This is a genomic window from Paractinoplanes toevensis, assembly GCF_018332695.1.
Classification (GTDB): Bacteria; Actinomycetota; Actinomycetes; order Mycobacteriales; family Micromonosporaceae; genus Actinoplanes; species Actinoplanes toevensis.
The window spans coordinates 1-24533 of sequence record NZ_BOQN01000028.1 but is presented as its reverse complement, the minus strand read 5'-3'; the positions used below and the strand labels follow the sequence as shown (position 1 = coordinate 24533).

The 24533-nt window shown below is 71.9% G+C and carries 24 protein-coding genes and 1 pseudogene; 19 read left to right on the top strand and 6 right to left on the bottom strand.

Features of this window, described 5'->3' with window-relative positions; genetic code table 11:
- Positions 1 to 5 precede the first annotated feature (5 nt).
- The gene (locus Ato02nite_RS10855; protein ID WP_213006317.1) at positions 6 to 449 is read left to right on the top strand and encodes a hypothetical protein; all 444 of its coding nucleotides are present in this window, start codon (positions 6 to 8) and stop codon (positions 447 to 449) included.
- 8 nt (positions 450 to 457) lie between these two features.
- Here the strand turns inward: Ato02nite_RS10855 and Ato02nite_RS10850 are convergent, their stop codons facing one another.
- Positions 458 to 1456, bottom strand: coding sequence for a helix-turn-helix transcriptional regulator (locus Ato02nite_RS10850; protein WP_246606436.1), 999 nt, complete (start codon positions 1454 to 1456; stop codon positions 458 to 460).
- 85 nt (positions 1457 to 1541) lie between these two features.
- Between Ato02nite_RS10850 and Ato02nite_RS10845 the strand changes: the two genes are divergently transcribed.
- The 9 genes from Ato02nite_RS10845 (at position 1542) to Ato02nite_RS10805 (ending at position 10849) form a co-directional block, all read left to right on the top strand.
- A complete protein-coding gene (locus tag Ato02nite_RS10845; protein ID WP_213006315.1) occupies positions 1542 to 1946 on the top strand; it encodes a VOC family protein in 405 nt (134 codons plus the stop codon).
- A gap of 83 nt (positions 1947 to 2029) precedes the next feature.
- Complete coding sequence (locus Ato02nite_RS10840) at positions 2030 to 3805, top strand: hypothetical protein (RefSeq protein WP_246606434.1); 1776 nt, start codon at positions 2030 to 2032, stop codon at positions 3803 to 3805.
- A 98-nt stretch (positions 3806 to 3903) separates the two neighbouring features.
- Entirely contained in the window at positions 3904 to 5844 is a 1941-nt protein-coding gene (locus Ato02nite_RS10835; protein ID WP_213006314.1) for a peptidoglycan-binding domain-containing protein, read from the top strand.
- Positions 5841 to 6512 (top strand): hypothetical protein, encoded by a 672-nt coding sequence (locus Ato02nite_RS10830; RefSeq protein ID WP_213006313.1) that lies wholly within the window; start codon positions 5841 to 5843, stop codon positions 6510 to 6512. Before Ato02nite_RS10835 ends, Ato02nite_RS10830 begins: the two co-directional genes overlap by 4 nt.
- Positions 6505 to 6942: a hypothetical protein gene (locus tag Ato02nite_RS10825; protein WP_213006312.1), complete on the top strand. Its 438-nt coding sequence runs from the start codon at positions 6505 to 6507 to the stop codon at positions 6940 to 6942. The genes Ato02nite_RS10830 and Ato02nite_RS10825 overlap by 8 nt, the downstream gene beginning before the upstream one ends.
- 202 nt (positions 6943 to 7144) lie before the next feature.
- On the top strand, positions 7145 to 9520 hold the full coding sequence (locus Ato02nite_RS10820; RefSeq protein WP_246606429.1) for a sensor histidine kinase: 2376 nt from the start codon (positions 7145 to 7147) through the stop codon (positions 9518 to 9520).
- The gene (locus tag Ato02nite_RS10815; RefSeq protein ID WP_213006311.1) at positions 9517 to 9924 is read left to right on the top strand and encodes a roadblock/LC7 domain-containing protein; all 408 of its coding nucleotides are present in this window, start codon (positions 9517 to 9519) and stop codon (positions 9922 to 9924) included. Before Ato02nite_RS10820 ends, Ato02nite_RS10815 begins: the two co-directional genes overlap by 4 nt.
- On the top strand, positions 9914 to 10279 hold the full coding sequence (locus tag Ato02nite_RS10810) for a DUF742 domain-containing protein (RefSeq protein WP_213006310.1): 366 nt from the start codon (positions 9914 to 9916) through the stop codon (positions 10277 to 10279). The genes Ato02nite_RS10815 and Ato02nite_RS10810 overlap by 11 nt, the downstream gene beginning before the upstream one ends.
- Before the next feature lie 9 nt (positions 10280 to 10288).
- Positions 10289 to 10849, top strand: coding sequence for a GTP-binding protein (locus tag Ato02nite_RS10805; RefSeq protein WP_213006309.1), 561 nt, complete (start codon positions 10289 to 10291; stop codon positions 10847 to 10849).
- Here the strand turns inward: Ato02nite_RS10805 and Ato02nite_RS10800 are convergent.
- Both Ato02nite_RS10800 and Ato02nite_RS10795 read right to left on the bottom strand, forming a co-directional pair.
- Entirely contained in the window at positions 10827 to 12197 is a 1371-nt protein-coding gene (locus Ato02nite_RS10800; RefSeq protein WP_213006308.1) for a tryptophanase, read from the bottom strand. The two genes, Ato02nite_RS10805 and Ato02nite_RS10800, sit on opposite strands and share 23 nt — an antisense overlap.
- Before the next feature lie 16 nt (positions 12198 to 12213).
- Positions 12214 to 13302, bottom strand: coding sequence for a tryptophan dimethylallyltransferase family protein (locus tag Ato02nite_RS10795; RefSeq protein ID WP_213006307.1), 1089 nt, complete (start codon positions 13300 to 13302; stop codon positions 12214 to 12216).
- 213 nt (positions 13303 to 13515) lie between these two features.
- Between Ato02nite_RS10795 and idi the strand changes: the two genes are divergently transcribed.
- Together idi and Ato02nite_RS10785 are read left to right on the top strand one after the other, a co-directional pair.
- The gene (gene idi / locus Ato02nite_RS10790; RefSeq protein WP_213006306.1) at positions 13516 to 14088 is read left to right on the top strand and encodes an isopentenyl-diphosphate Delta-isomerase; all 573 of its coding nucleotides are present in this window, start codon (positions 13516 to 13518) and stop codon (positions 14086 to 14088) included.
- A 19-nt stretch (positions 14089 to 14107) separates the two neighbouring features.
- Positions 14108 to 15433, top strand: coding sequence for a cytochrome P450 (locus Ato02nite_RS10785; protein WP_213006305.1), 1326 nt, complete (start codon positions 14108 to 14110; stop codon positions 15431 to 15433).
- A 1386-nt stretch (positions 15434 to 16819) separates the two neighbouring features.
- Here the strand turns inward: Ato02nite_RS10785 and Ato02nite_RS10780 are convergent.
- Both Ato02nite_RS10780 and Ato02nite_RS52960 read right to left on the bottom strand, forming a co-directional pair.
- On the bottom strand, positions 16820 to 17662 hold the full coding sequence (locus tag Ato02nite_RS10780; RefSeq protein WP_246606428.1) for a ricin-type beta-trefoil lectin domain protein: 843 nt from the start codon (positions 17660 to 17662) through the stop codon (positions 16820 to 16822).
- A gap of 161 nt (positions 17663 to 17823) precedes the next feature.
- Positions 17824 to 18063 (bottom strand): annotated as a pseudogene (locus Ato02nite_RS52960) (discoidin domain-containing protein); the annotation flags it as partial.
- A gap of 388 nt (positions 18064 to 18451) precedes the next feature.
- On the opposite strand from Ato02nite_RS52960, the gene Ato02nite_RS10770 reads away from it, so the two are divergent.
- The 7 genes from Ato02nite_RS10770 (at position 18452) to Ato02nite_RS10740 (ending at position 23632) form a co-directional block, all read left to right on the top strand.
- Complete coding sequence (locus Ato02nite_RS10770; RefSeq protein WP_213006304.1) at positions 18452 to 18784, top strand: PadR family transcriptional regulator; 333 nt, start codon at positions 18452 to 18454, stop codon at positions 18782 to 18784.
- Positions 18781 to 19560, top strand: coding sequence for a hypothetical protein (locus Ato02nite_RS10765; protein WP_213006303.1), 780 nt, complete (start codon positions 18781 to 18783; stop codon positions 19558 to 19560). Before Ato02nite_RS10770 ends, Ato02nite_RS10765 begins: the two co-directional genes overlap by 4 nt.
- A 92-nt stretch (positions 19561 to 19652) precedes the next feature.
- Positions 19653 to 20201, top strand: a complete 549-nt coding sequence (locus Ato02nite_RS10760) for an RNA polymerase sigma factor (protein WP_213006302.1) — start codon at positions 19653 to 19655, stop codon at positions 20199 to 20201.
- Positions 20198 to 20974, top strand: a complete 777-nt coding sequence (locus Ato02nite_RS10755; protein WP_213006301.1) for an anti-sigma factor family protein — start codon at positions 20198 to 20200, stop codon at positions 20972 to 20974. Before Ato02nite_RS10760 ends, Ato02nite_RS10755 begins: the two co-directional genes overlap by 4 nt.
- Before the next feature lie 2 nt (positions 20975 to 20976).
- A complete protein-coding gene (locus Ato02nite_RS10750; protein ID WP_213006300.1) occupies positions 20977 to 21777 on the top strand; it encodes an ATP-binding cassette domain-containing protein in 801 nt (266 codons plus the stop codon).
- Positions 21774 to 23039: a hypothetical protein gene (locus Ato02nite_RS10745; protein WP_213006299.1), complete on the top strand. Its 1266-nt coding sequence runs from the start codon at positions 21774 to 21776 to the stop codon at positions 23037 to 23039. Before Ato02nite_RS10750 ends, Ato02nite_RS10745 begins: the two co-directional genes overlap by 4 nt.
- Positions 23036 to 23632 carry a hypothetical protein gene (locus Ato02nite_RS10740; protein ID WP_213006298.1) on the top strand — a complete coding sequence of 199 codons (597 nt, stop codon included), beginning with the start codon at positions 23036 to 23038 and terminating at the stop codon, positions 23630 to 23632. The genes Ato02nite_RS10745 and Ato02nite_RS10740 overlap by 4 nt, the downstream gene beginning before the upstream one ends.
- Here the strand turns inward: Ato02nite_RS10740 and Ato02nite_RS10735 are convergent.
- On the bottom strand, positions 23629 to 24533 hold a 905-nt coding region (locus Ato02nite_RS10735), incomplete at its 5' end, for an FhaA domain-containing protein (protein ID WP_213006297.1). The two genes, Ato02nite_RS10740 and Ato02nite_RS10735, sit on opposite strands and share 4 nt — an antisense overlap.

Below are 24533 nucleotides of genomic sequence, written 5' to 3'. Positions count from 1 at the left end.
CTGCGGTGAGTGTTGTCAGTGTGCGGATCGATCCCACGTTCCGCCGGCCCGTCTACCAGGTCGAGGACCAGCGATACGACCTTCTGGGCGAGTGGCTGACCACCGACCTCGGAACGTTCTTCCTGGTCACCCTGGACGCCCTGGCGATGGCCGACGAGGTGGCCCGGGGCGAGCCTCCGTTCGAGGAGTGGAGCAGCGAGAACTACGCGGTGTCGTTCACGCCGTCGGCACTGCTGATCACCAACTTGTGGGTGCCCGGCGCCGAGGGGGAGTTGCCGGCCGACGTCGCCCGGGTGGCGATCGAGGACTACTGGCGTTTCCTGGTTTCCCAGCCGGAAGGGCCGGCTGTCCGGGAGTACCGCCCCGACCTTCCGGAATGGCAGGCCGACCTGCTGCGGTGGGAGGAGAAGTGGGGTCGCACTCATCCGTACCGGGGGCGGCTCTTCTAGCACGGTGGTCACTCTGTTTTCCACGCGTCGAGTGCCTGCGCCGGTGATGTCGCTGTCGCGCAGCCGGTCAGGCGGGAGGCCCACGCGCGGATGAGCTCGCGTAGTTCCGTGGGCTCTCGCACCACGAACGGCATGCCCACGCCGGCCAGGACGGCGGGGAGCCAGTCGAGGCGTTCGGCCCGCAGCCGCGCCAGCACCCAGCCGTCGTGGTCCGGCTCGACGGTGGCGATACCGCGCGGCAGCCGGGCGGTCACCTCTTCGGCCCTTCCGCGGATCGCGATGACCACCTCGTACCGCCAGGGCGTGCCGGCCAGGCTGGTCAGGACCGTGTCGGCGGGCTCGAAGCCGGCGGGCACGGTGAAGGTGCCGGCCACGAGCTGGACCTGCTCGATCCGGTCGAGCCGGAACGTGCGGGTCTCGCCCGAGGCGGAGTCGGGGCCGGTCACATACCAGCGGCCGGAGTGGGCGACCAGCCCGTACGGATGAAGGGTTCGCCGGCTCGGCCGGCCGGTGCGGTCGCGGTAGCTGATCGCCGCGGGCCGGCGCTGCCGGGTCGCCTCGGCGAGCCGCAGCATGACCGCGGCCTCGGGAGCCGGCATCTCGCGCTCGGGTGCGGTGAAGGCGGTGCTGGCGAACAGCGCGTCGAGCCGGGCGGCGAGCGCTTTCGGGAGCACCCGGCGCACCTTCGCGGCCGCGCTGCCGGTGGCCTCGGCCGACATCGCGATCGAGCCGGTGCGCTGGCCGGCGACCAGGCCGAGCAGGACGGCGAGTGCCTCCTCGTCGGTCAGCATCAGCGGCGGCATCCGGAATCCGGGGGCCAGCCGGTAGCCGCCGTAGCGGCCACGCACCGCCTCGACCGGCACCTCGAGGTCGGCCAGGTGATCGACGTAGCGGCGGACGGTCCGCTCGTCCACGCCGAGGCGCTCGGCCAGGCCGGCGGCGGTGTGGGTGCCGCCGCCCTGCAGGAGTTCGAGGAGGGCGAGCACGCGCGCGGTGGGCCGGGTCACGTCGATCATTCTCCTCGATACCGGGCCGATCCTGTCCGGTATCGCGCCTAGCGTGGGGGAGCCAACACCACCGAAGGAGAACGTCGTGAACCTCGCCTCCGTGCGCATCATCACCGACCAGGTCGGCCACCTCACCGACTTCTACGAGCGGGTCACCGGCACGCCCGCCCGCCGGCACACGCCCGACTTCGCGGAGATCGTCCTGCCCGGGCCCGGCGCCACGCTCGCGATCGGCGGCACCGCCACGGTCAAGCTGTTCGGCGAAGGGTCGGCCGAGGCCGCGGCCAACCGGACGCTCATCGTCGAGTTCCGGGTCGATGACGTCGACGCCGAGTTCGCCCGCCTGCGCGACACGATCGACGAGGTCGTGCAGGAACCGACGACGATGCCCTGGGGCAACCGGTCGCTGCTGTTCCGCGACCCGGACGGGACGCTGGTAAACCTCTTCACGCCGGTCGGCGCCGCGGCGATCGCCCGGCAGCAGCGCTAGTTTGCATCGACGCACACCTATCGACTTGCAGAGCGTTATGTTAGCGTCACTCGCGTTTGCCGGTCCGGCGTGCGGGGGTACGCGTGTTGTCCGATGTCACCACCGCCACGGTGACCGAGCCGTCCGCGGCCGAGCCGAAAGCGCCCGTCCGGACGCACCGGCTCGAGTTCGCGGTCGCCACCGCCGGGTCCGTACTTCTCGCGATCGCCATGGTCTGGCTGATCCCGCCGTACGCGAAGGACCTGATCGTCGGTGGCGTCAAGCCGGCCACCCTGGCCGATCCGGCGCACACCATCGTCGGCGACGGCGGTGACACCACCGCGCAGGCCTGGCTGGTCGCCTGGGACGGGCACGCCCTGCTGCACGGACTGCGCGGCCTGTGGGCCACCAACGCCTTCTACCCGGAGAAGTACGGCCTGGCGCTCAACGACAGCCTTTTCGGGTACGTCCCGGCCGGGCTGATCGGCAACGGAGTGACGGCCGCGGTCCTGCGGTACAACATCCTGTTCGTACTGGCATTCGCGCTCGCCTTCCTCGGCGGGTGGGCACTGCTGCGCCAGCTCGGTGCCGGCCGGGTGGCGGCCGCGGTGGCCGGCGCCGCCCTCGCCTACGCGCCCTGGCGGTACGGCCACGTCGGCCACCTGAACATCCTGTCCACCGGCGGCATCACCCTCGCCTTCGCGATGCTGGCCCGCGGCCACGGCTGGTCGCTGACCCACGGCTACCGCCGGGAGCGGGTGCGGCCGGGCTGGGCGGTGGCCGGCTGGCTGGTCGCGGCCTGGCAGGTCAGCCTGGGCTTCGGCATCGGGCTCGGCTTCGTCTACGTGCTGGCTCTGGTGTTCCTGTGCGCGGCGGTCGGCTGGCTGGTGCGCGGCCGTCCACCGCTGACTCGCCGGCTGGTCCTCGGCGACCTGGCCGGCGGCCTGATCTTCACCGCGGTCACCGGCTATTTCGCGTACGCGTACCAGCAGGTCCGCACCACCTACCCGGACGTGTCCCGGTCCTGGGACTACGTGGCGGCGTTCTCCCCGACGCCGCGGAGCCTGCTCGTCGCCCCGGCGTTCTCGCTGCCGCTGGGTGAGCTGCACGAACAGGCCCGGACCGCGCTGGGCAACGCCGCCAACGAGAAGGTGATGCTCTGCGGGTACGTGCTGTACCTGCTCGCCTTCGCCGGCCTCTTCGTGTCCGTGTGGTCGGTGCGGCAACGGCTCCTGCTGCTGGGCGGCACGCTGGTCGGGGTGCTGTGCGCGCTCGGCACCAACGGCCCGCTCTACCGGCTGATCTACCTGTACGTTCCGGGCTTCGACGGCAGCCGTACCCCGGGCCGGCTGATCCTCTGGCCGACCGTGCTGATGGCGATCCTGGCGGCCGGTTTCGTCACCGAGCTCGCCCGCACGGCCCACCGCGCCACCCTGCCGGAGTGGCGGGTGACCGCCGCCCGGGCGGTGACCGTCCCGCTGCTGCTCCTGGTGCTGGCCGAGGGCATTCCGGATCTGGCCCACGTGCGGCTGCCGGCCCAGCCGGCCGCGATGGCGCAGGCCGCCGCGCCGATGATCGTGCTGCCGTCCGACGACGGCATCGACAGCAACGTCCTGCTCTGGTCGACGGCCGGCTTCCCGACCATGGTGAACGGGGTGGCCAGCTACAACCCGCCGCAGCGCCAGGCGATCCGGGACGTGATGCAGACCTTCCCCGGCCCGGCCAGCCTGGACATGTTGCGCCAGCACGGGATCCGAAGTGTGGTGGTGCTCCGCGACCGGGTCGTCGGCACGCCGTTCGAGGCCGCCCTCAACGTGCCGTCCGTGCCCGGCCTCACCCGCCGGGACGTCGGCCTGGACATCATCTTCGACGTCGGCTGAGCCGAGGACTGCTCGAAAGGCCGCCCGAAAGTCCTTGGCACCCGGTGGGGCGGCGGTCGATTCTCGCTGTATCGCCGGAATGGACGGGGGAGTGTGCCGTGGCGTCCGCAAATCAGCGCACTCCCGAGTTCGAGCCGCCCGAGCCGGTCGGTGTCCGCCGGCCCGACTCCGGCCCGACCGGCCCGGTCATGCTGCCGGGGGCGGGCAACGCCGCCACGGCCCGGATGCTCCAGGGCGCTCCGGCCGGTCCGGCCGGCCTGGCCGAGCTGAGCCGGCTCGCCGGCAACTCCCAGTTCGCCCGGTTCGTCGCCCAGCCGCCGGCCCCGGGCGGGGGAGCGCCGCCGACGCCGGGCGGTGTCGGGGCGGGCGCGCACGGCGGCCCGGTCCAGGAGCTGCAGGTCAAGCTCAGCCGGTTGCAGGCGTCGGCGCTGCCGCTGACCGAGGACGGGCGGTACGGCCCGCTGACCGAGGCGGCCGTCCGCAATTTCCAGACCAGCGCGGGGATCGTGCCGGTGACCGGCGTCGCCGACCCGGTCACCAAGGCCGCGATCGACGCGGCGTTCGCCGCCCTGCCGGCCCCGGTCCGGGTGCAGCTCGCGCTCGGCGCCACCGGGCCCGACGTCGGGTTCGCCCAGCAGAAGCTCAACGCCGTCGGGGCCAACCCCCGGCTGGTCATCAACGCCGTGTTCGACGCGGCCATGATGGTCGCGGTCATCGCGTACGAGATCGCTGCGCTGCACCGGTTCCCGAACGGCACGGTCGACGCCGCCCTGTGGACGGCTCTGGACGCGGGGGTCAAGGGCGGTTTCGTCGCGTCCGAGGGCGCCAGTGCCACCCCGGTCGAGCAGAACACCCCGAGCGGCACGGCCGACTCGCTGGGCGCCCAGGTCGCCGGCACCTCGCTGCACCCGGTGACCGGCGTCGGCGGGCTGATCCAGGGCCCCGCCGTGCACGAGCTCCAGCAGAAACTCAACACCGCCGGCGCCTCCCCGAAACTCAAGGACGACGGGTCGTTCGGGCCGCTTACCCGTACGGCGTTGCAGGCGTTCCAGAGCGGGCGGGTTCCGCCGTTGCCCGCGACCGGCACCGCCGACAAGGCGACCTGGGACGCGCTGGACGTGGCGGCCCCCGCGTCGATGACCGGTGCGGTCGAGCGGCAGTGGACCGAGGTGGTCGGCGGCGCGACGTACAGCATGGTCGGGGCGGGCGCGTCGCACTACTCGTGGGAGATCCAGAAGACCCGGATGCTGGTCACCGCGAAGGTCAACTTCGTCGGGCTGGCCGCGCCGGGCGCCTGGTTCGGGCACGTCGAGGCGATGTGGAACCAGTACCAGGGTGTCGACGCCGCGTCCGGCCGGTCGCTGCCGATCGACTTCAAGATGAGCAGCGGTGGCGGTGGTGACGCCAACACGGTGCAGGTGAAACCGGGCACCGGCCGGGCCAATGCGGGCGAGTGGTTCGTGGCCGACCCGAACGCCGCCAAGACCGTCCCGCACGAGTTCGGCCACCTGATCGGCCTGCAGGACGAATATCAGCTGCACCCCGGCGACTACGTGCGGGTCACCGGTCACGAGCCGCCGGTCGGCGACGCGGCCGGCCCGGCCGTGGCACCGAACGTGATCGCCACCAACCTGCAGAACGCCATGGTGGCCCGCAACTCGGCGAACGCCCACGCCGCGAGCGTCGGCGCCGGGGTGAAGGGCGGCGCGTTCGCCCAGCGGGTGGTGCAGGAGTACGCGAAACTGGCCACGGTGACCGTGCCGGCGGTGGCCGCGGTCGCCGGGCCGCCCCCGGTGCCGGCCCAGCCCGCGGTGCCGCTGACCGGTGACCTGCTCTTCGACCTGAACGCCGCGCTGCCGAGCGACAACAACAGCTACGAGACGATCCAGACGTTCAGCTATTCGAGTGGTTCCATCATGGGCGACCCGGGCCGGGTGTCCGATCCGCACGACCACGGCGCGCAGCCGCGCCATCTGGGGGAGTTCGTGGCTATCCTCGGCCGGGCACTGGGCGGCACCTGGGAGGCGAAGCGTCGATGATCCTGCGATTGGTGATCGCGGACGGCAGTCAGTCACCGGCCGTGGCGGAGAGCGTCGAGGTCGCCGAGGACGGCGCGCTGACCGGCTGGCGCAGTGTGAGCGACGGCGGCGTGGGCTGGTTCGCCGGCCGGTTGCCGGCCGCCGAGCTGGCCGAGATCCAGGCGCTGATCGGGGCGGCCGGGGCGGCACCGCCGCCGGCCCGGCCCCGGCCGGAGGCGGCCGAGGAGGTGCTGGAGCTGACCGCGACCGGCCCGGTGCGGATCGCCGGCCTCACCGACGGCCCCGGCGACTGGCCGCGGCTGGCCGCCGCGTCGCGCCGGCTGCTCGATCGGCTGACCGACTTCCCCCGGGCCGCCGTGGGCGTCAGCCGTACGCCCGGCGGCGGCGCCCGGCTGGAACACCGCGGCACCGACCCGGTTCGCGTCGACCTCGGCACCGTCGCGGTGACAGCGACCGCGTGGCGGGGCTACTACGAGCCGGCCGGCGACTGGGCCGGTGAGGTCACCGGCCCGGGTGAGGTCGAGGCCGGGCCGGAGTGGACGTACGACCTGCCGATCGGGTTCGAGCCGGCCGGACCGGACGTCACCGTCCACCTGACCGCCGACTTCGTGATCCTGAGCGGGCCGACCCGGATCCCGGTGCGGGCGAAGTACACGCCCGATGCCTGACGAGCACACGCTGCGGGAGGCTCTTCCCGGGCAGTGGCGGGTGCTGGCCACCACTTTTCCCATGTGGCTGTCCGGGCGGCGCCTGCGGCCCACCTTCGCCTACGAGCTGCGGGCCGGCTCGCCGCTCACCCTGGGCGACGTGGTCAGCTACCGCACCCGGTCGGGAGCCGGCCGGCGGATCACCGGCGTCGACCGGTTCGACGCCCGCACCGGCGTCTTCACCTGGCGCGGCCGCGGCGTCCTGGGCGTCCTGTCCAGCCGGTGGCGGGTTACGCATCTGAGCGATGACCGCGATCTCATCGTGCTCACCTTCGAGCGTTCCCTGCTCACCCCGGCCGGGATCGACGTCATCGGCCGCGGCCCGGACGAGCGGCCGGACGCCCGCGACCGGGTTCCGCTCCAGCCGGATTCGGTGACCTGGCTGGAATAGGTCGGATCATTTTGTGATCTACTTTGGATCCGCTCTGACCAGGGAAAACGCGATCCCGATCGAGAGAATGGCGAGCTACGACTGGTGCCGGAACGGGCGCGGCGCTAGGGTTTGCAAGCTCGTTCGGGTGGCGGGCCGGTGCGGGGTTTCCGCCGGCTTCGGGGGCGTTGGTAAATCGATTTCTCTCCGGATTGGATGAACGTTGACGTCCATATCGGCCGGTCCGGCGATAGAGCAAACTTCCCGGCAGCAGTCCATCTCCCGGCGGGTCGTGCGGCTCGTCCTGGTGCCCAGTGTGGTGGCCCTGCTCCTCTGGTTCGCCGCCTCGGGCTACCTGGTCTTCCAGGGCTTCTACAACCGGGCGGTCGCCAACTCGGTGCGCCAGGTCTCCATCCCCGCCGTGGCCGCGCTCTCCTCGCTGCAGCAGGAGCGCCGGCTCAGCGTGGCCTACCTGGCCCGCCCGTCCAACGGGCTGAACCCGCTGCTCGACCGCCGCCGGCAGACCGACGAGCAGGTGACCGCGCTGCGCGGCGCGGCCGACGGCGCGCTCGGCCAGGCCCCGAAGTCGATCAAGACGCGGTGGGCGTCCCTGTCCGACTACCTCGACCGGCTGGCCACCACCCGCAGCGCGATCGACGCCCGGTCGATGAGCGGCCAGACCGCGTCCTCGTTCTACAACGACCTGCTCGACGCGGCCACCGACCTGTTCGACAACCAGGCCCGCGTGGTGCCCGACGTGACCGCGACCCAGGGCGGCATCCTCGCCACCGAGCTGTTCCGGGCCAGCGACCTGATGTCCCGGGCCGGCTCGATCATCGACGGCGCGCTCGCCTCCGGACCGCTGAGCCAGGCCAACTACCTCGAGTTCGTGCGGCTCGTGGGGGCCTACCACGCCGGGCTCACCACCGCCGCCGCCCACCTCGAGCCGGACGCCCGCGCGCGGTACACCGTGGTCGAGGCGAGCGACAACTGGAAACAGCTGGTCCGGGTGGAAAACGGCATCACCGCCGGCGGCCCGTGGGCCAAACGCGTGCCGCCCGGCCTGTCGATCGGCGTGGACCGGTGGTCCCAGCTGACCGCCGCGGTCTCGGCCGACCTGATCGACCTGACCGTCCGGCAGGCCGACCAGGTGTCGGCCAAGGCCCTGCGCACCGGTAACAACCAGCTGCTCACCGCGTCACTGGGGTCGCTGCTGGCCCTCGCGGTGGCGGTGGCGGCGATCCTGTGGGCGGTGCGCCAGTCGCGTGTCCTGGTCGACCGGGCCCTCTCGGTCCGCCTGGCCCGCCTCGGTAGCGACGCGGACGCGCTGGTCGACCAGCGCCTGCCGGCCGTCATGGAGCGGCTGCGCCGCCGCGAGTCCGTCGACCTGACCACCGAGTTCGCCGCGCCGGACTACGGCGGCGACGAGATCGGCCAGGTCGCCCGGGTCATCAACCGGTCGCTGCAGGCGGCGGCCGGCGCGGCGGTCGACGAGGCCAAGGCCCGCGCGGCCGGTACGGCGATGCTGATGGGTGTCGCCCGCCGTCCGCAGCGCCCGCTGCAGCGCGGCCTCAAGGTGGTCGAGGACCTGCAGGAACAGGTCGGCGACGAGAAACTGCTGACCGACCTGTTCGACATCCACCACCAGCTCAACCAGACCCGGCGGTTCCTGGAAAATCTGGTGATCCTGGCCGGAGGGCAGATCGGCCGGCGCTTCCAGAACCCGGTGCCGTTGCGCCGGGTGCTGCTGGCCGCGTTCGCCGAGGCCCGCAACTACCAGCGGATCACCCTGCGCAGCGCCAACGACGTGGCGCTGGTCGGGCACGCGGTCGCCGAGGTCATCCACCTGCTGGCCGAGCTGCTGGACAACGCGCTGGCGTTCTCGCCGCCGGAGACCACGGTGTGGGTCACCTCGAGCCGGGTGCAGCACGGTGTGGCGGTGGAGATCGAGGACGCCGGGGTGGGCATGTCGGCCGAGGCGGTGGAGCGGGCCAACACGCTGCTCGCCACCGCACCGACGCCGGACGTGACCGAGCTGCGCGACGGCGCCCAGATCGGTCTGCACGTGGTCGCCGAGCTGGCCAAGCGGGAGGGCGTGCAGATCAGCCTGCGGCGCTCGGCGTACGGCGGCCTGCTGGCGATCGTGCTGCTGCCGGAACGGATCCTGGTCGGCGGTGACGCCGACGGCGTGGCGGACACCCGGGCCATGCCGGTCGTCCCGGCCGCCCAGCGCACCGAGGCGCGGTCCGGCCCGGCCGATTCCGCGCCGCTGACCGCCCGGTCCGCGGTGGGTGTCCTGGAACCGGACCCGGGCCCGGCCATGGCTCCTCCCCAGCCGGAGGCCGCCCGGCCACCGGCCGACACCACGGCGGCGCGGCCCGAGCGGCCACCGCTGCCGCACCGCCGCCCGCAGCAGCACCTTGCGCCGGAGCTGCTGGACAGCGGCAAGAAGGAGAGTGCCGAGGCGCCGGCCACCCCGGCCCGTTCGCCCGAGGAGGCCCGTAACCGGTTCTCCCGTTACCAGCGGGGCTGGGCCGAAGGTGCGGCGGCGGACCGTGACGACACCACCATCAACCCTGAGCAAGGCGGGAACTCGTGACCAATCCGACTGCCTCCACCGACCTGCCCTGGATGCTGGACGACCTCGTCGAGGTCCCGCACGTCGTGTCGGTCGTGGTGCTCTCCACCGACGGCCTGATCATCCAGAAGTCGACGTTCATGTCCCAGGACCTGGCCGAGATCCTCGCCGCCGGTGCGTCCTCGATGTACAGCGTGGCCGCCGGCACCGGGCGCCGCTTCGATAGCGGCCCGGTCCACCAGGTCGTCATCGAGTACGGCGACCGCACCCTGTTCATCGCGGCGGCCGGGCAGAACGCGCGACTGGCCGTCCTGTGCGAGGAGGACGTCGACATGGGCCTGGTGGCGTACGAGGTGAGCCGCCTCGTCACCCGCATCGGCGAATATCTGGGCACCGGTGCCCGGGTGGCGGCCCATGACGTTTGATACCTGGGACGGCGACGACGAGTCAGCCGCGGGCCGGTTCGTGCCGTTGTACGTCCTGGTGAACGGCCGCACCGCACCGCGTGACTCCACTCTCGACCTGGCCACCCAGGTGGTGGCGCTGGCGGTGGACACCCGCCGGCTCGAACCGGAGTACGTCGAGATCGTGAACCGGTGCGCGAACTGGATGTCGGTCGCCGAGATCGGCGCCTACCTGCACCTGCCGCTGGCGATCACCAAGGTGATGGTCGACGTACTGGTCGAGCAGGGTTATCTCGGCGTTGGCTCGCCGGCACAGCAGAAAATCATCGACCTGCACCTGCTCGACTCGGTGCTCGCCGGCCTGGAACGGTTGTAAGGAGGACACGTGGACCGTACATCGGTCAAGATCGTCGTGGCCGGCGGCTTCGGCACCGGCAAGACGACGCTGGTGGCCTCGGTGAGCGAGATCCCGCCGCTGACCACGGAGGAGATCCTGACCGAGGCCAGCATCGGGGTGGACGACATCACCGGGGTGGAGGGCAAGACGACCACCACCGTGGCGCTGGACTTCGGGCGCATCACGATCAGCCCGGACGTGGTGCTGTACCTGTTCGGCACGCCCGGGCAGGACCGGTTCTGGTTCATGTGGGACGAGCTGGCCCAGGGCGCGGTCGGCGCGATCGTGCTGGTCGACACCCGCCGGCTGGACTCCAGCTTCCCCGCCGTCGACTACTTCGAGCGGCGGGGCATCCCGTTCGTCACCGCGGTCAACCGGTTCTTCGGCGAGTGTGCCTACACCGAGGAGGAGATCCGCGGCGCGCTGGAGCTCGACCCGCGGGTGCCGCTGGTCTGGTGCGACGCGCGGGACCGGCCGTCCAGCAAGCTCGCGCTGGTCACCCTGGTCCGGCACGCCATGTCCCGGATCACCGCAAAGGCTCCAGCCTGACCTTGAAGTGCCGCAGGATGGGCGGGGTCGACACGATCCGGTAACCGGTGATCCGCTCCGGGTCCTTGGCGATCCCGGCCAGCGTCTCCGCCACGTACTCGAAGTGCTCCTGGCTGTAGACCCGGCGCGGGATGGCCAGCCGGACCAGTTCGAACGGCGCCGGCGTGACCAGCCGGTGCTGTTCGTCCATGGTGCCCAGGTAGAGCGAGCCGAGCTCGGCGCAGCGCACCCCGCCGTCCAGGAAGAGCTGGCAGCCGAGCGAGTGCCCGGGGAACTCGGCCGGGGACAGGTGCGGCAGCAGGCGACCGGCGTTGAGGTACAGCGCGTGGATGCCGGCCGGCTGGACGGTGTCCACCCCGGCCTCGTTGATCAGTTGCGCCAGGTGGGTGGTCGCGGCGGCACGAGCCGAGAGGTACGCCGGATCGACCACCTCGCGCAGCCCGACGGCGAGCCGTTCCAGGTCGTGCCCGGCCAGTCCGCCGTACGTCGAGAAGCCCTCGGTGGCGATGAGGTTGGCCTCGCAGCGGGCGTGCAGGTCGTCGTCGCGCAGGCCGATGCACCCGCCGATGCTGGCCAGGCCGTCCTTCTTGAGGCTGATCACGCAGCCGTCGGCCAGGTCGAACGCCTCCCGGGCGATCTCCCGTGGCGTCCGGTCGTGGTATTCCGGCTCGCGCTCACGGACCAGCCACGCGTTCTCCGCGAAGCGGGCCGCGTCCAGGAAGAACGGGACACCGTGCTGCCGGCAGAGCGCGTGCACGGCCTGGAGGTTGGCCATCGAGACCGGCTGGGCGCCGAGCCCGTTGTTGGTGATGGTCATCAGCACCAGGCCGACGCGTTCCCCGTCCGGCCCGGCCAGCAGCTCGGCCAGGGCGGCCACGTCGATGTTGCCCTTGAACGGCTCGTGGCTGTCCAGGTCGAGCGCCTCGGCGCAGGGCAGGTCGCGGGCCTCGGCGCCGGATAGCTCCACATTGGCGTGGGTGGTGTCGAAGTGGGTGTTGCTGACGCAGATCTGGCCCGGCCGCAGCAGCGTGCCGAACAGGATGCGCTCGCCGGCCCGGCCCTGGTGCACCGGCAGGATGTGCGGGTAACCGGTCAGGGCGGCCGCCTCGTCGAGGAACCGGAACCAGGAACGGGCGCCGGCGTACGACTCGTCGCCGACCGCGGCGGCCGCCTCCTGGGCCGCCGAGGTGGCCCCGGTGCCCGAGTCGGAGAGCAGGTCGATGGTGATCTGGTCGGCCCGCAGGTTGAACGGGTTGTAACCGGCGGCGCCGAGCGCGGCGGCCCGCTCCTCGGGGCTGAGGAACGGGATGGGCTCGACCACCTTGATTCGGTACGGGGGCAGCGACACGGTGACTCCTAACGGTTCAGGCGGCGGGGATCCAGACCGAGCGGGGCTGGGCAACCTCGTACGCCTCGGCGGACAGGTAGACCGTGACGCCCGGCCGGGGCGGCCCGAGGCGTAGCGACACGTGCGCGATCAGCCCGACGCCGGCGGCGAGCGGGCGGCGGGACACCGCGGCGATGGACCGGTGCAGCGGCGCGGTGCTGAACCCGTGCCGGGCGAGCAGGGCCGCCACCCGCTCGCGGGCCTGCAGGTCGTCGTCGACGTAGTCGCGGATCGGCACGTAGACGCTGTAGCCGACCGGCCGGTCGGCACCGCCGGCCAGCGTGTAGCTGCCGACCAGCGGCCGTCCACCGAACCGGCTCCCGCCGCCGGCGGCCAGGCAGAACTCGGCGACCTCGTCCGGGTCGACACCGTCCACCACGGTGGCGGCGCGGGCCGCGTCGGCCGCGTCGGCGTCGTAATGGCTGACGTACAGCTTCACCCGGGCCTGCGGGCCGTCGTGCAGGTCGAGGGCGAAGAACGCCAGCCGGTCGCGGCGGCCCAGCTCGCCGGGGCGGATCGAGCGGGCCAGCATCGTTCGGTACGAGTCGCCGAGACCGAGCCGGCCCAGCGCCTCCTCGACCAGTTCCGGGGCCCGGTCGACGCCGGCCACCTCGGGGTTGAAGTACACCTTGAACTCGGGATCCCGCCCGTGCCGGAACACCAGCGAGCACCACAGCGCGAAATTGCCGGCCGGCTGGGTCGTGGCGAACACGTCCCGGACCGCGTCGAGTCGTTCGGTGGCGAGACCGAACCGGGCAGCATTGTCGGCCAGGAACGCGTACGCCGCCCGGGTGTTGGTGTCGATCCCGGGCGGAACGCCCGGCACCTCGGCGAGCAGGCGCAGGGCCGGGGGTTCGGTGTGGTTGAAGGCGATGGAGAACTCGACCGGTGAGTGGTCGTCGGCGATGTCCGAGGGCCAGGCCGGCGGGTCGGCGAGCGAGCGTGCGCCGTGCGGCCCGAGCAGTCCGGCCAGGAGGTCCAGGGGAGTGGTCGGGTCCAGGTCGAGGACCCGACACAGTGGATTCAGCTGCCCGGCCAGATGCTCCAGGACCGAGAAGTGGCGCATTGAGTTTTCCTGTTCTGCGGCGGGGGGACCGCTGCCAGGTGTGGATCACATGGGACTCACCTATCGTGAGTGGACCATCACGCTTAGTCGAGTGAGACATGGATCACAATGCATTTTGCATTGATAGACGCTTACGTTTCGTGGTGATCGACAGCTACTGACCACGGCGAGTCAGTCACTCATCGCAACGGTCTGCGGAAACGGGAAAATGCCATGGAACACGTCATCCTGCTCGATGAGGACGGCCACGCCCGGGGACGCCAGGACAAACGCACCGTCCACACCGACACCACCCCGCTGCATCTCGCCTTCTCCTGCTACGTCTTCGACACCGCCGGGCGGTTCCTGCTGACCCAGCGGGCGATCAGTAAACACACCTGGCCGGGCATCTGGACCAACAGCGTCTGCGGGCACCCGCAGGAGGGCGAGTCGATGAGCGCCGCGGTCGCCCGGCGCGCCTCGTACGAACTGGGCCTGGAACTTGACGAAATCCGCCTCGTGCTGCCCGCCTTCCGCTACCGCGCCGAGCTGGACGGTGTGGTGGAGAACGAGATGTGCCCGGTCTTCTACGCCATCGCGTCCGTGCAGCCGCGGCCCAACCCCGCCGAGGTGGCCGCCGTCCGGTGGATCCCCTGGGACGGTTTCCTGACCACCGTGCACGCCGACAATCCCGCCTACTCCCCGTGGTGCCGCCTGCAGTCCCGGGCCCTGATCGGGCTCGGCCCGCTCCCGCGGAACTGGCCGGCCGCCGCGATCGCCGATCTCCCACCCGCCGCCCGCCTCTGACAGGGTCCAGAATGGACGCATGACTCCGAGTCCGCCGGCCGCACCCGGCCTCCCCGTGCTGGGCAACGCCCTGCGGATGATGGGCGACGTCCAGCAGTTCCTGGTCGACACCCACCGCGAGATGGGCCCGGTCTTCCGGGTCCGGGCGCTCAACCAGGCGTTCGTCATCATGGCCGGCGAACAGGCCAACCGATTCCTGCTCGAACACGGCGACGAGGTGTTCTCCAGCGAGGAGAGCTTCGGCGGCCTCAACCGCGAGTTCGGGATGCGGGTGCACGTGCTGCGTGGCCGCCCGCACCGGCACCTGCGCAAGGTCCTGGCCACCGGCCTGTCGAGGGACCTGCTGGCCGCCCGGTGGGACGAGGTCGCCGCCGAGACCGAACGCCGGCTGGGAGAGTGGGCCGGGCAGGCGGCGCTGCCGGTGGTCGACCGTTTCCAGCGGCTGGCCGCCGCCCAGCTGTCCATCGCCTTCACCGGCGCCAGCTCCGCGGCCCGGTTCGAGACCCTCCGGTCGGCGTTCGAGCTGGTCCTCGACGTCACCATCGCCGGCAAATGGCCGGCCGTGGCTCTGAAACGGCCGGCCTACCGCCGCGCCCGCGCCGAGATCCACGCGTTCGCCCGCGCCGCGCTCGAACAACGCGCCACCCACCCTCAGGCCGGCCCGGCCGACCTGCTCGACAAGGCCCTCGCGGCGACCGACGAGAACGGCAACCCCTACCCCATCGAGGTACGGGCGGGAATGGCGCTGCAGGGCTACTTCGCCGGCATCAACACCGTCGCGTACCTCTACAGCTTCATGCTGTACGCGCTGCTGAAGCACCCCGAGGTGCACGCGAGGGTGACCGCCGAGGTGGACAGTGCCTACGGCGGCGACCGGCTCGACTTCGCGAGGCTGCGAGACATGCCGGCGCTACGAGGCCTGGTCCTGGAGACGCTCCGGGTGTACCCGCCGGCGCCCGGCTCAGCCCGTACGGTGATCGAGGATTTTGACTTCGCGGGTTTCCGCATCGAAACCGGCCACCGCGTCCTGGTAGCCACATCGGTGCCGCACCAACTGCCCGAGCACTTCCCCGACCCGGGCCGCTTCGACATCGACCGGGATTTCGCGCCCGGCCGCCGAGCATCGGTCTACGCCCCGTTCTCGGTGGGCAGCCACACGTGCCTGGGCGCCGGCATGACCGAGGTCCTGGCCGTAGCCACCATGGCCATGCTGGTCCGCCACCTGACCATCACCCCGCCAACCCGCCCACTGCGGATAACCGCCACCCCCGGCCCGAACCCGGGCAGGCGTTTCAAGGTGGCGGTCGCGAGCCGCCACCAGCAGCAGCCCCGAGCCGCCGACTGAACCGGGCGGCGCCCCGGCCCGCCGCCCGCCCGACTGTGCGCGGCGATGACCCAGATGCCGACCGAGTAAATGGGCCAGGAGCACCCCTTTTAAGGCCGATGTGAACGCGTCAGAAAATGCTTACGCGAGGGCATTTCCGGCTGCCACCTGATATCAGGCTCCTGCACGATGCTGCGCCGGGGGGATTCTTCCGCTTTCCTCCTTTCCGGGCGAGCTAAACCCTCCGCCTTCGGGCGCAGCGCCAGCCGATTCAACAGCAAATTTATTCGGCCTTTCGACGGCGCTCGCTGATGCTCCGGTGAACGTTTCCTGGATGATGTCCTGGCCCTAGGTCAACCGCGGCGAGGTCGCTGCCAGTGACACGGCGATGCCACCGCCAGTGATGCCGCGGCCAGTGATGCCGCGGCCAGCGATGCTGCTGCGGGCGATGCTGCCGCCAGCGATGCTGCCGCGGGCGATGCGGCCGCCGGCGGATCTCGCCGGCCGGGCAAGCGCCGTGCCGCGACCGGACCCGGACCGCGCGACGGCACCTGGCGGCCGGCCTTGTTTGTTCTGCCTCGCCGATCCATGCCGCCCGGCGGCTCGATGCGGCGCGCCGACTCAACGCGGCCTGCACCGTCCATCCGGCCGGTCGCGTGCGCCCGGCACCCGGGGCGAGATCGGCGGCCGGGCAGGCCGAGCTCCGCTGCCCCGACCTGCCGAACAGGCCTACTTTGAGCAGCATCTGCCCCACTTGTGGGCTCGGTCCGAACGCCGGTGTCTGCGCTATCGGCGGGCCCGGCCCGAACGCCAGCATCTGCCCCACTTGCGGGCGCGGTCCGAACAGCCACTTGTTCGGTTTCGGTCCGGTCTGCGCGGGCCGCCTGCTCGGTGCGGGCGGACCGGTCGGCCCGCTGCGGGTCGTGTGACGACCCGTCGCCGTCGGCCGCGGCATCGTGGCTGGGCTTCGCCGGTGATGGTCGCCGGGTGCAGGTTGCCTCGGCCGGCCAGATCAGTGGCGGGACGGATTCGGCCTCATCGTGCAGGCCCAGCTCGGCGCACTGGCGCGAGCAGCCCCGCGACCGGCACAGCTTGCGTGCGTGGCGTCGCTCGAGTCCCCACCGCCGGCGACGCGCATGGTCGCGGCGGAACTGCTCTTTGTCCGGCGAATAGTTACGTGCTTTGGTGCGATCACGCATGGCAGCAGTTGCCGGCCGGCCGAAAAGCTGAAGCTGCTGGTAGCGCATGGAGATATTCTCCCGCGCCCCGAACCGCGTCGGCCAATAATCGATCATGCCAATATCAAAAGGGCCGAACAATCAACTCAAAGTAGCAATTCCGCGCCCCTGCCAAAAAAGCACCGGCGATATGGAGGGGGCCGGTCGTGGTGCACCGGCCCCCGGGAACTCAGGCCAGGGCGAACTCCTGGGCCGCAGCGCCGTTGCAGTCCCAGATCTGCAGGCGGGTGCCGTTCGTGGTGGCGCCGTTGGGGGAGTCGATGCAGCGGCCCGTGGTGGGGTTGGACATCGAGCCGTTCGTGTCGGCCACCCAGTTCTGGTAGCCGCTTCCGTTGCAGGTGGCCAGTTGGAGCTTGGTGCCGGCCGCGCTGGCGCCACCCGCGATGTCCAGGCACTTGCTCAGCGTGCGCAGGGTCTGGCCGTTCCAGGTCCACTTCTGGTCGGCCGATGTCGCCTGCTGGCAGTCCCACAGCTGGATCGCCGTGCCGTCGCCGCCGTTGTCGTCGCCGGCCACGTCGACGCACTTGCCGCCGGGGCCGTAGATCGGGGTGCCGATCGCGAATTTCTGGGCCGCGGCGCCGTTGCAGTCCCAGATCTGCAGGCGGATGCCGTTGGCGGTGGCGCCGTTCGGTGAGTCCATGCAGCGGCCGCTCGTGGGATTGCGCAGCGAGCCGTCGGACTGTCGCACCCACGCCTGATAGCCGCCGCTGTTGCAGGTGACCAGCTGCAACTTCGTGCCGCCGGCGCTGTTTCCGCCGGCGATGTCCAGGCACTTGCCGAGGGTCTGCAGGGCCTGGCCGTTCCAGGTCCAGTGCTGGTCCTTCGCTCCGGACTGGCAGTCCCAGAGCTGGACCGCGCTGCCGTCGCCGCCGTTGTCGTCGCCGGCCACGTCCACGCATTTGCCGCCGGGGCCGCTGATGGTCTGGCCGGTGACCGAACCGCCGCCGCCGGAGGAGCCGGAACCCTTGTTGTAGACCGCCACCGAGTCGATGACCAGCTTGCCGCCGGACACCGTTGCGCCGTTCGGGCCGCCGCGAACGCGTCCGGGAAACCGCCGCCGATGGCCAGGTCGTAGATGATGTAGAACGGGTGGTCCACCGCGTCGGCCCAGGTGGTGGCGTCGACCTGGTTGGCGTTGATCGTGTAGTAGTTGTTGCCGTCCAGGTAGAAGCGGATCTGCTCCGGCGACGTCGAGCGGTCGATCTCCACCGCGTAGTTGTGGAAACCGGTCTGGCAGCCGCCGCAGGCCCGCTCGCCGGAGGTGATGCCGGTGGACTCGTTGCACGGGCCGCCCGGGTTGACGCCGCAGTGCAGGGCGCCGAAGACCGAGCTGCGGCCGTTGATGTCCTCCATGATGTCGATCTCGCCGGACTTCGGCCAGGTGACCCCGGACCGCAGCGGCGCGCCGAGCATCCAGAACGCCGGCCAGTAGCCGGCGCCGTTGGCGGTGGTGACGTTGGGCTGTTGCAGGACCGATTCCATGCGTACGACGCCGCCCGCGGCCGCGCCGAACGTGGCCGCCTGGGTCTCCACCCGGCCGGACGTCCAGCCGGCCCGGGGGTCGGAACCGGAGTGCAACGCCTGGAGTACGAGGTGCCCCTGACCGTCGTAGTAGACGTTCGAGGTGCTGTTGGTCATGGTCTCGATCTCGCCGGTGCCGAAGCTGCTGCCGGGGAGGGGTCTCCCATGCTTCGCATCGGTCCGACATTCAACAAGGTTTACCGAATCGGGCTGCCCGCAAATGCCCTCTTCGGTGCGCGTCCATTGACGCCTAGCTTTTCTATGCCTAGGTTCCCTGGGTATGGAAATCCGTGGTCATCTCGACCTCCTCCTCTTGTCGGTGCTGGACAGCACCGGCCCGGTGCACGGATACGCCGTGATCACCGCTCTGCGCGACCGTTCGGAAGGCACCTTCGACCTTCCGGAGGGCACGGTCTACCCGGCGTTGCAGCGCCTCGAGCGGGCCGGTCTGGTGGCCAGTCGCTGGGACGATACGACGCCGCGCCGGCGCCGGGTCTACGAGCTGACCGACGACGGCCACCGCGCCCGGGCCGCCAAGAAGCGGGAGTGGGGCGGCTTCGTCGTCGGCGTCCAGGCCATCATCGGGCCGATGGCCGCTGCGGGCCCCGCGTGACGGCCGCATCCGGGCGCGACGGAGGACCCGTCGACCGCTACCTCGACGAAATGTTCAACCGGCTGGTCGGCACCGGCGCGAACGGACGGCGACTCCTGATCGAGGCCGAGGAACATCTCACCGAGGCCGCCGCCGAGGGGCGTGCCCGGGGCCTGGACGCCGAGGCCGCCGAGCGCGAGGCGGTCGACCGCTTCGGCGCGGCGGCCACCGTCGCTCGCCGCCTGCCGGCGAGCTCGCTCACCGTGCGGGTCTTTCTGCGCCGGCTGGCGACCGGGGCGTGGGCTCTCACCGGCACCGTCCTGGCGTGGTACGGGTTGACCGGCGCCCTCACCTGGCTGCTGAGCGGGCCGTGGGCCCGGCTGCTCATCGCGACGGACCGGTTCGGTGCCCACCCGATGTGCGAGCGCCCGTGGATACCGGAGGTGCCGATCGATTGCGTGAGCTACTACCGGCTCGACGTCAGCTTCCTTCCCGGCGCCGACAACGACTTCCCCTACCTGTTGACCGCCGGTCTCGGAGTGCTGGTGATCGTCGCGCTGCTGTTCGCCCGGCGCACCACACCGCTCGGCGCGCCGTCCTGGACGCCGACCCGCACGGCGGCCGGCTGGCCGTTCGCCGTCCTGTTCGGCCTGGGTGGTGCGGCCCTTCTCGTCGAGGCGGTCGACGGTATCGGCAAGGACGTCCAGTACTACGTGCTGACCGACATCGTCGCCGGGCTGCTCGCCCTCGTCATCGGTGCGGTCGCGCTCTGGTGGGCCAGCCGGCGGGATCGCTGACTTGCCGCCCGGCGCCCTCGGCGACGAACGCCTGTGACCCAGGTCACTGTCCCCGGCGAACCCGGGGCGGCGATGCTGTCGTCTTGCTGAACGTGAGACGAAGTCAGGACGAGGACGAGGGCGAGCTCGTGCGCCGCATCGCCGCCGGGGACCGGCGGGCGTTCGACGAGCTCTACCGGCGTACGTCGCCGTGGCTGCTGGCCCGGCTGCGCCGCCGCTGCGCCGACGACGACGTGGTCGCCGACGTCATGCAGGAGACCTACCTGGCAGTCTGGCGGGCGGCCGGCAGCTTCGCCGGGGCGGCGGTGGCCGGCAGCGCGGTCGGCTGGCTGTGGACCATCGCCGCGCACCGGCTCGTCGACGCGTTCCGGCGGCGGGCCCGGCTCAACGACCTGCCGGCGGTGCCGCTGGCCGAGACCGTCGCCCCGGCCGCCGAGGACGAGGTGCTGGCCGGGCGGGTCGGGCAGGAGCTGGAACAGGCCCTGCTCGTGCTGCCGCCGGAGGCCCGGCAGGTGCTGCGGGCGATGGTTCTCGACGGATTGTCGGTGCGGGAGACCTCGGTACTGCTGGGCGTCCCGGAGAACACCGTCAAAACCCGGGCCCGGCGGGCCCGGATCGCGCTGCGGGAGGCGCTGTCATGAGCACCCATCTGAGCCGTACGATCCTCGCCCGCTACGCCGACCGGGAAGCGGTCCTCGACGAGGTCACCATGTGGTCGGTCGAGACGCACCTGGAGGAGTGCCCCGACTGCCGCGCCCACCTGGCTGGCGGTGACCCCCTGCTCGACCGGGTCGCCGCCGCCGTCGACCAGGGCATCGCGGCCGGACCGGACCCGGCTCCCCGCCGCCGCTCGTGGGCGATGCGGAACCGCTGGCTGGTCTGGCACCTGGGGCCTTGGCTCGCCATGACGGTGGCGGTGCTCGGCTGCGCGGTCCTGCTCCAGGCGCTGCAACCCCGGTTGCCGCTGGTGCTGCTGCTGGCCCCGGTGGCGCCACTGCCCGGGGTGGCGATCGCCTGGAGCCGGCGCCACGACCCCGCCTGGGAACTGATCGCCGGCACCCCGGCGGCCGGACTGGCGATGCTGCTGCGGCGTACGGCCGCGGTGCTCGCCGTCATCGTGCCGGCGCTCGCCCTGGCCAGCAGCCGTACCGGAGTCTCGCTGGCCCTGGCCCTCCTGCCCTGCCTGGCCTTCTCGGCCGCCACCATCCTGCTGGGTGCCTTCATCGGCGTGCACCGCGCCGCCGTCGGCCTCGGCATCGCCTGGACCCTCGCCGTGCTGCTGCCGGCGGTGGTCACGATCCATCCCCCCGCGGTGCTCCAGCCGGGCACCACCGGCGGCTGGGCTCTGCTCACCCTGATCCTGGGCGCTCTCGCCGCGACCCGGGCCACCAGCTTCCGCTTTTCGAAGGAGTGACGATGCGTACGGTGAGCGCGGCCGAATCGGCCCCCACCACCTATCCGTGGGCGGTCGACGCCCAGGAGCTGCGGGTCCACGCCGGCCGGCATCTGGCCGTCGACCGGCTCGATCTGGCTCTCGACACCGGCGTGCACGGTCTGCTCGGCCCGAACGGGGCCGGCAAGACCACGCTGATGCGGGCCCTGGCCACCGTGGTGAAACCGGCCGGCGGCCGGCTGACCCTGCTCGGTGTGCAGGTCGACGGCCGCGCCGACCTGCGCCGGGTCCGGCGCGGGCTGGGCTACCTGCCGCAGCAGTTCGGCTTCTACCCGCGCTTCACGCTGCGCGAGTTCGTCGAGTACATGGCCTGGCTCAAGGAGATGCCGAAGACCGAGATCCCCGGTGCGGTGCAGCGGGCGATCGACCGGGTCGGGCTCACCGCCAAGGCGGGCGCGCGGATGAAGACGCTGTCCGGCGGCATGCTGCGCCGGGCCGGCATCGCGCAGGCCATCGTCAACGACCCGGCCGTGCTGCTGCTCGACGAACCCACCGTGGGTCTCGACCCCGAGCAGCGCCTCGACTTCCGCGACCTGCTGCGCGCCGTCGGCGTCGACACCTGCGTGCTGGTCTCCACCCACCTGGTCGAGGACGTGGTGGCCGCGTGCACCGACGTCGTCGTGCTGAACGAGGGCCGCCTCGTCCACCAGGGCACCGTCGACGACCTGGTCGCCCAGGGCGGCGAGGGCGACGCCGGCGACAGCCCGGCCGAGCGGGGCTACTCCGCCCTGCTGCGCCGGCACCGGGCGGAGGCGGCCCGATGAGCCGCGTCCTCGGCATCGAACTGCGCCGCTCGGCGGCGCTCGGCACGGCCGTGATCCTGCTGGTGATCGGCGTCGTGGCGCTCTACTTCGCCGAAGGCATCGCCTTCGCCACCGGCTGGATGCAGCTGGCCATGTCGCAGCGGCTCTACCTGGCCTTGCTGTGGCCGCTGGCGCTGGCCGCCGGCGCCTGGCAGGGGAGCCGCGAACGCCGGTCGAACGTGACCGAACTGTTCGCCAGCACCCCGCGGACGCGGGCGCACCGGACGATGCCGACGCTCGGCGCGATGGCCGTCGCGGTGGTGGGCGGCTATCTGTTGATGGGGATCGCGGGCGGCGTCTACATCATCGGCACCGCCCGGTACTTCCCGATCGCGGCCGTTGTCGTCACGGTCGTCGGCGCGCTCGCGCTGATCGCGGCGGTCTGGCTCGGCCAGGCGGCCGGCCGATTGCTGCCCTCCCTCGCGACCGCACCGGCGCTCGGCATCGCCGGTCTGGCGCTGCTGCTGCTCATCCCCGGCGCGACGCGTCCGCACGGCTGGCTGGCCCTGGTGTTCTCGCCGATCTACGAAATGAACATGCCGGGCGCCTACGCGGACGTGCCCGGCCGGGCCAGCCTGTCCCAGGCCGTCTGGCTGGCCGCCCTGGCCGGCACCGCGGTGATGCTGGTCGTCTCCGGCGGCTGGCGGCTGCGCGTCGCGGCGCTGCTGCCGGTGGTGCTCGGCGCCGCCCTCGCCGTCGCCGTGATGCCGCGCGACAACCGGTACGTCACCGACGCGGTCGACCCGGTCGCGCAGGAACTGGTGTGTGCGGCCGGCGAACCGCGGGTGTGCGTCAGCCGGGTCCACTCCGGACTGCTCGGCGACGTGACGCCGCCGGCCCGGGAGGCGCTGACCATCCTGGCGAAGCTGCCCGGCGGCCCGACCGCCGTGCACGAGGACACCACCACGTACTTCCCCGATGTGTTCCCGGCCTGGCACGACGACGTCGTCCTGGTCCGCGTCGAGACCGGCGAGCCAGTGCTGACGGTGGACGTGGTGGCCGAGGCGTTCGCCACCCCACCGCAGTGCGACCGGCCCACCGCCCCCGCCGACAAGCTGGCTGCCGCGTCCTGGCTGACCGGCCGGCAACCGGCCGACGCGGAGGCGGCGGCGCGCTGGCAGGCCTTGCGCGCGCAGTCGGCCGACGAGGCGCTGGCCCATCTGCTGGCCCTGCGCAAGGCCGCCCTGACCTGCACGGTCGACAGCGACATCCTCACCCGATGAGGTGGCTCGCGCTCTACCTACGCTCCCGGCAGGCCCCGGCGGCCCTGGCCGCGGCCGGTTTCTGCGCCGCGCTGATGTGGGGCCTCTGGTCGGTGTTCTCGAACAGCCGCGAGGTGGACTGGCAGATGGTCGTCCTGACCGTCCTGCTGCTGGTCGCCGCCCTGACCGGCACCCTCGGCGGCCCCGACGACGCCCTGGAGAAGACGGCCGCGCTGCGCTGGCCACCGCGCCGGGCCGCGCACCTGCTGGTGGCCCTGGTGGTCGTCGCGGCGCCGTTGCTGGTCACCCTGGCCACCGGGGCCCGGTTCGGGCCGGGCTGGCTGGTGGTCCGCGACGCGGCCGGGCTGCTCGGCCTGACCGCCCTCGGCGCCGCGACCATCGGCACCGCACGGGCGTGGTTCCTGCCGCTGGGCTGGACGTTCGGCGCGGTCCTGTTCACCCGGCCGGACCCGGCCATCGGCCGGATCCTGACCTGGCAGGCGCAGCCACCGGCGAGCACGGCCGCGGCGGTCACGGCGGGACTGCTGGCTTGCGGCGGGCTGATCGCGTACGCGATGGCCGGTCCCGCCCGGCGTGCGCCCGCCGAAGCCTAGGCGGTGATTTCGGCGAAGACGTGGAACTGCGGGGTTTTGTACCGGCTGTCGGCCACGAACTCGACTCGGACGGCGGGGGTGTACCAGCCGCGTTGCGTGAAGACCTGTCGGAGTAGGTCCGGAAAGGTGTACTGAACGGACGGATACCAGGACAGGAACCGCTGATGGTCGCTCGGCGCGAGGGATACGACGAGGCGATTCGGGGGAGCGGCGGAGGATCGCTGCTCGGCCGACGTCATTTGTTCCGCGGTGCGAATCATCTCCCGGAAGACGGTGACCGCCGTCAAGCTCCGCCGGAACAGCCGGCGCGGCGGCGGTGGGTACATTCTTTCGACCTCGTGCTCGATGTCCTGCACCCCGAGGCGTTCCGGCGCCACATAGGCCGGCGACACGGCGGCGGGCACCGCGCCGACGGGTCTGGCCGACGCCACCGGATCGTAGAACTCGTGGTCAGGACCGGAAGGCGGCTGGCCCGGTGACAGCGCCGCCGCGGCTTGCCGGGCCACCGCGGCCATCGCCGAGGCGGACGGCCAGCGGGCACCCGGGTCCTTGGCCAGCGCGCGGTCCACGATGGCGCGCACCGAGGGCGGGATGTCGGCGGGCAGCGGCCGCGGCGTCTCCCGGACGTGCTTCATGGCGATCTCGATCGGGGTGGCGCCGTCGAACGGCAAATGACCGGACAGGCACTGGTAGGCGACCACACCCAGCGCATAGATGTCCGAAGCCGCGGTGATGACATTGCCGGAGACCTGCTCCGGTGACATATATGCGGGGACGCCGATCACCGATTTGGCCGCGGTTTCCGGCCCGACCAGCGCCGATCGGGCGATGCCGAAGTCGGTGAGCACCAGCGTGCCGTTCGGGCGGACCAGCAGGTTGGCGGGTTTCACGTCGCGGTGCA

Excerpts from the sequence above, each read along its gene's own strand:
- Ato02nite_RS10795 (WP_213006307.1), bottom strand. The coding sequence starts at position 13,302 with ATGCGCCACTTCTCGGTCCTGGAGCATCTGGCCGGGCAGCTGAATCCA.
- Ato02nite_RS10785 (WP_213006305.1), top strand. The coding sequence starts at position 14,108 with ATGACTCCGAGTCCGCCGGCCGCACCCGGCCTCCCCGTGCTGGGCAAC.
- Ato02nite_RS10825 (WP_213006312.1), top strand. The coding sequence starts at position 6,505 with ATGCCTGACGAGCACACGCTGCGGGAGGCTCTTCCCGGGCAGTGGCGG.
- Ato02nite_RS10755 (WP_213006301.1), top strand. The coding sequence starts at position 20,198 with ATGAGCACCCATCTGAGCCGTACGATCCTCGCCCGCTACGCCGACCGG.
- Ato02nite_RS10750 (WP_213006300.1), top strand. The coding sequence starts at position 20,977 with ATGCGTACGGTGAGCGCGGCCGAATCGGCCCCCACCACCTATCCGTGG.
- Ato02nite_RS10770 (WP_213006304.1), top strand. The coding sequence starts at position 18,452 with ATGGAAATCCGTGGTCATCTCGACCTCCTCCTCTTGTCGGTGCTGGAC.
- Ato02nite_RS10810 (WP_213006310.1), top strand. The coding sequence starts at position 9,914 with ATGACGTTTGATACCTGGGACGGCGACGACGAGTCAGCCGCGGGCCGG.
- idi (WP_213006306.1), top strand. The coding sequence starts at position 13,516 with ATGGAACACGTCATCCTGCTCGATGAGGACGGCCACGCCCGGGGACGC.
- Ato02nite_RS10745 (WP_213006299.1), top strand. The coding sequence starts at position 21,774 with ATGAGCCGCGTCCTCGGCATCGAACTGCGCCGCTCGGCGGCGCTCGGC.
- Ato02nite_RS10830 (WP_213006313.1), top strand. The coding sequence starts at position 5,841 with ATGATCCTGCGATTGGTGATCGCGGACGGCAGTCAGTCACCGGCCGTG.
- Ato02nite_RS10740 (WP_213006298.1), top strand. The coding sequence starts at position 23,036 with ATGAGGTGGCTCGCGCTCTACCTACGCTCCCGGCAGGCCCCGGCGGCC.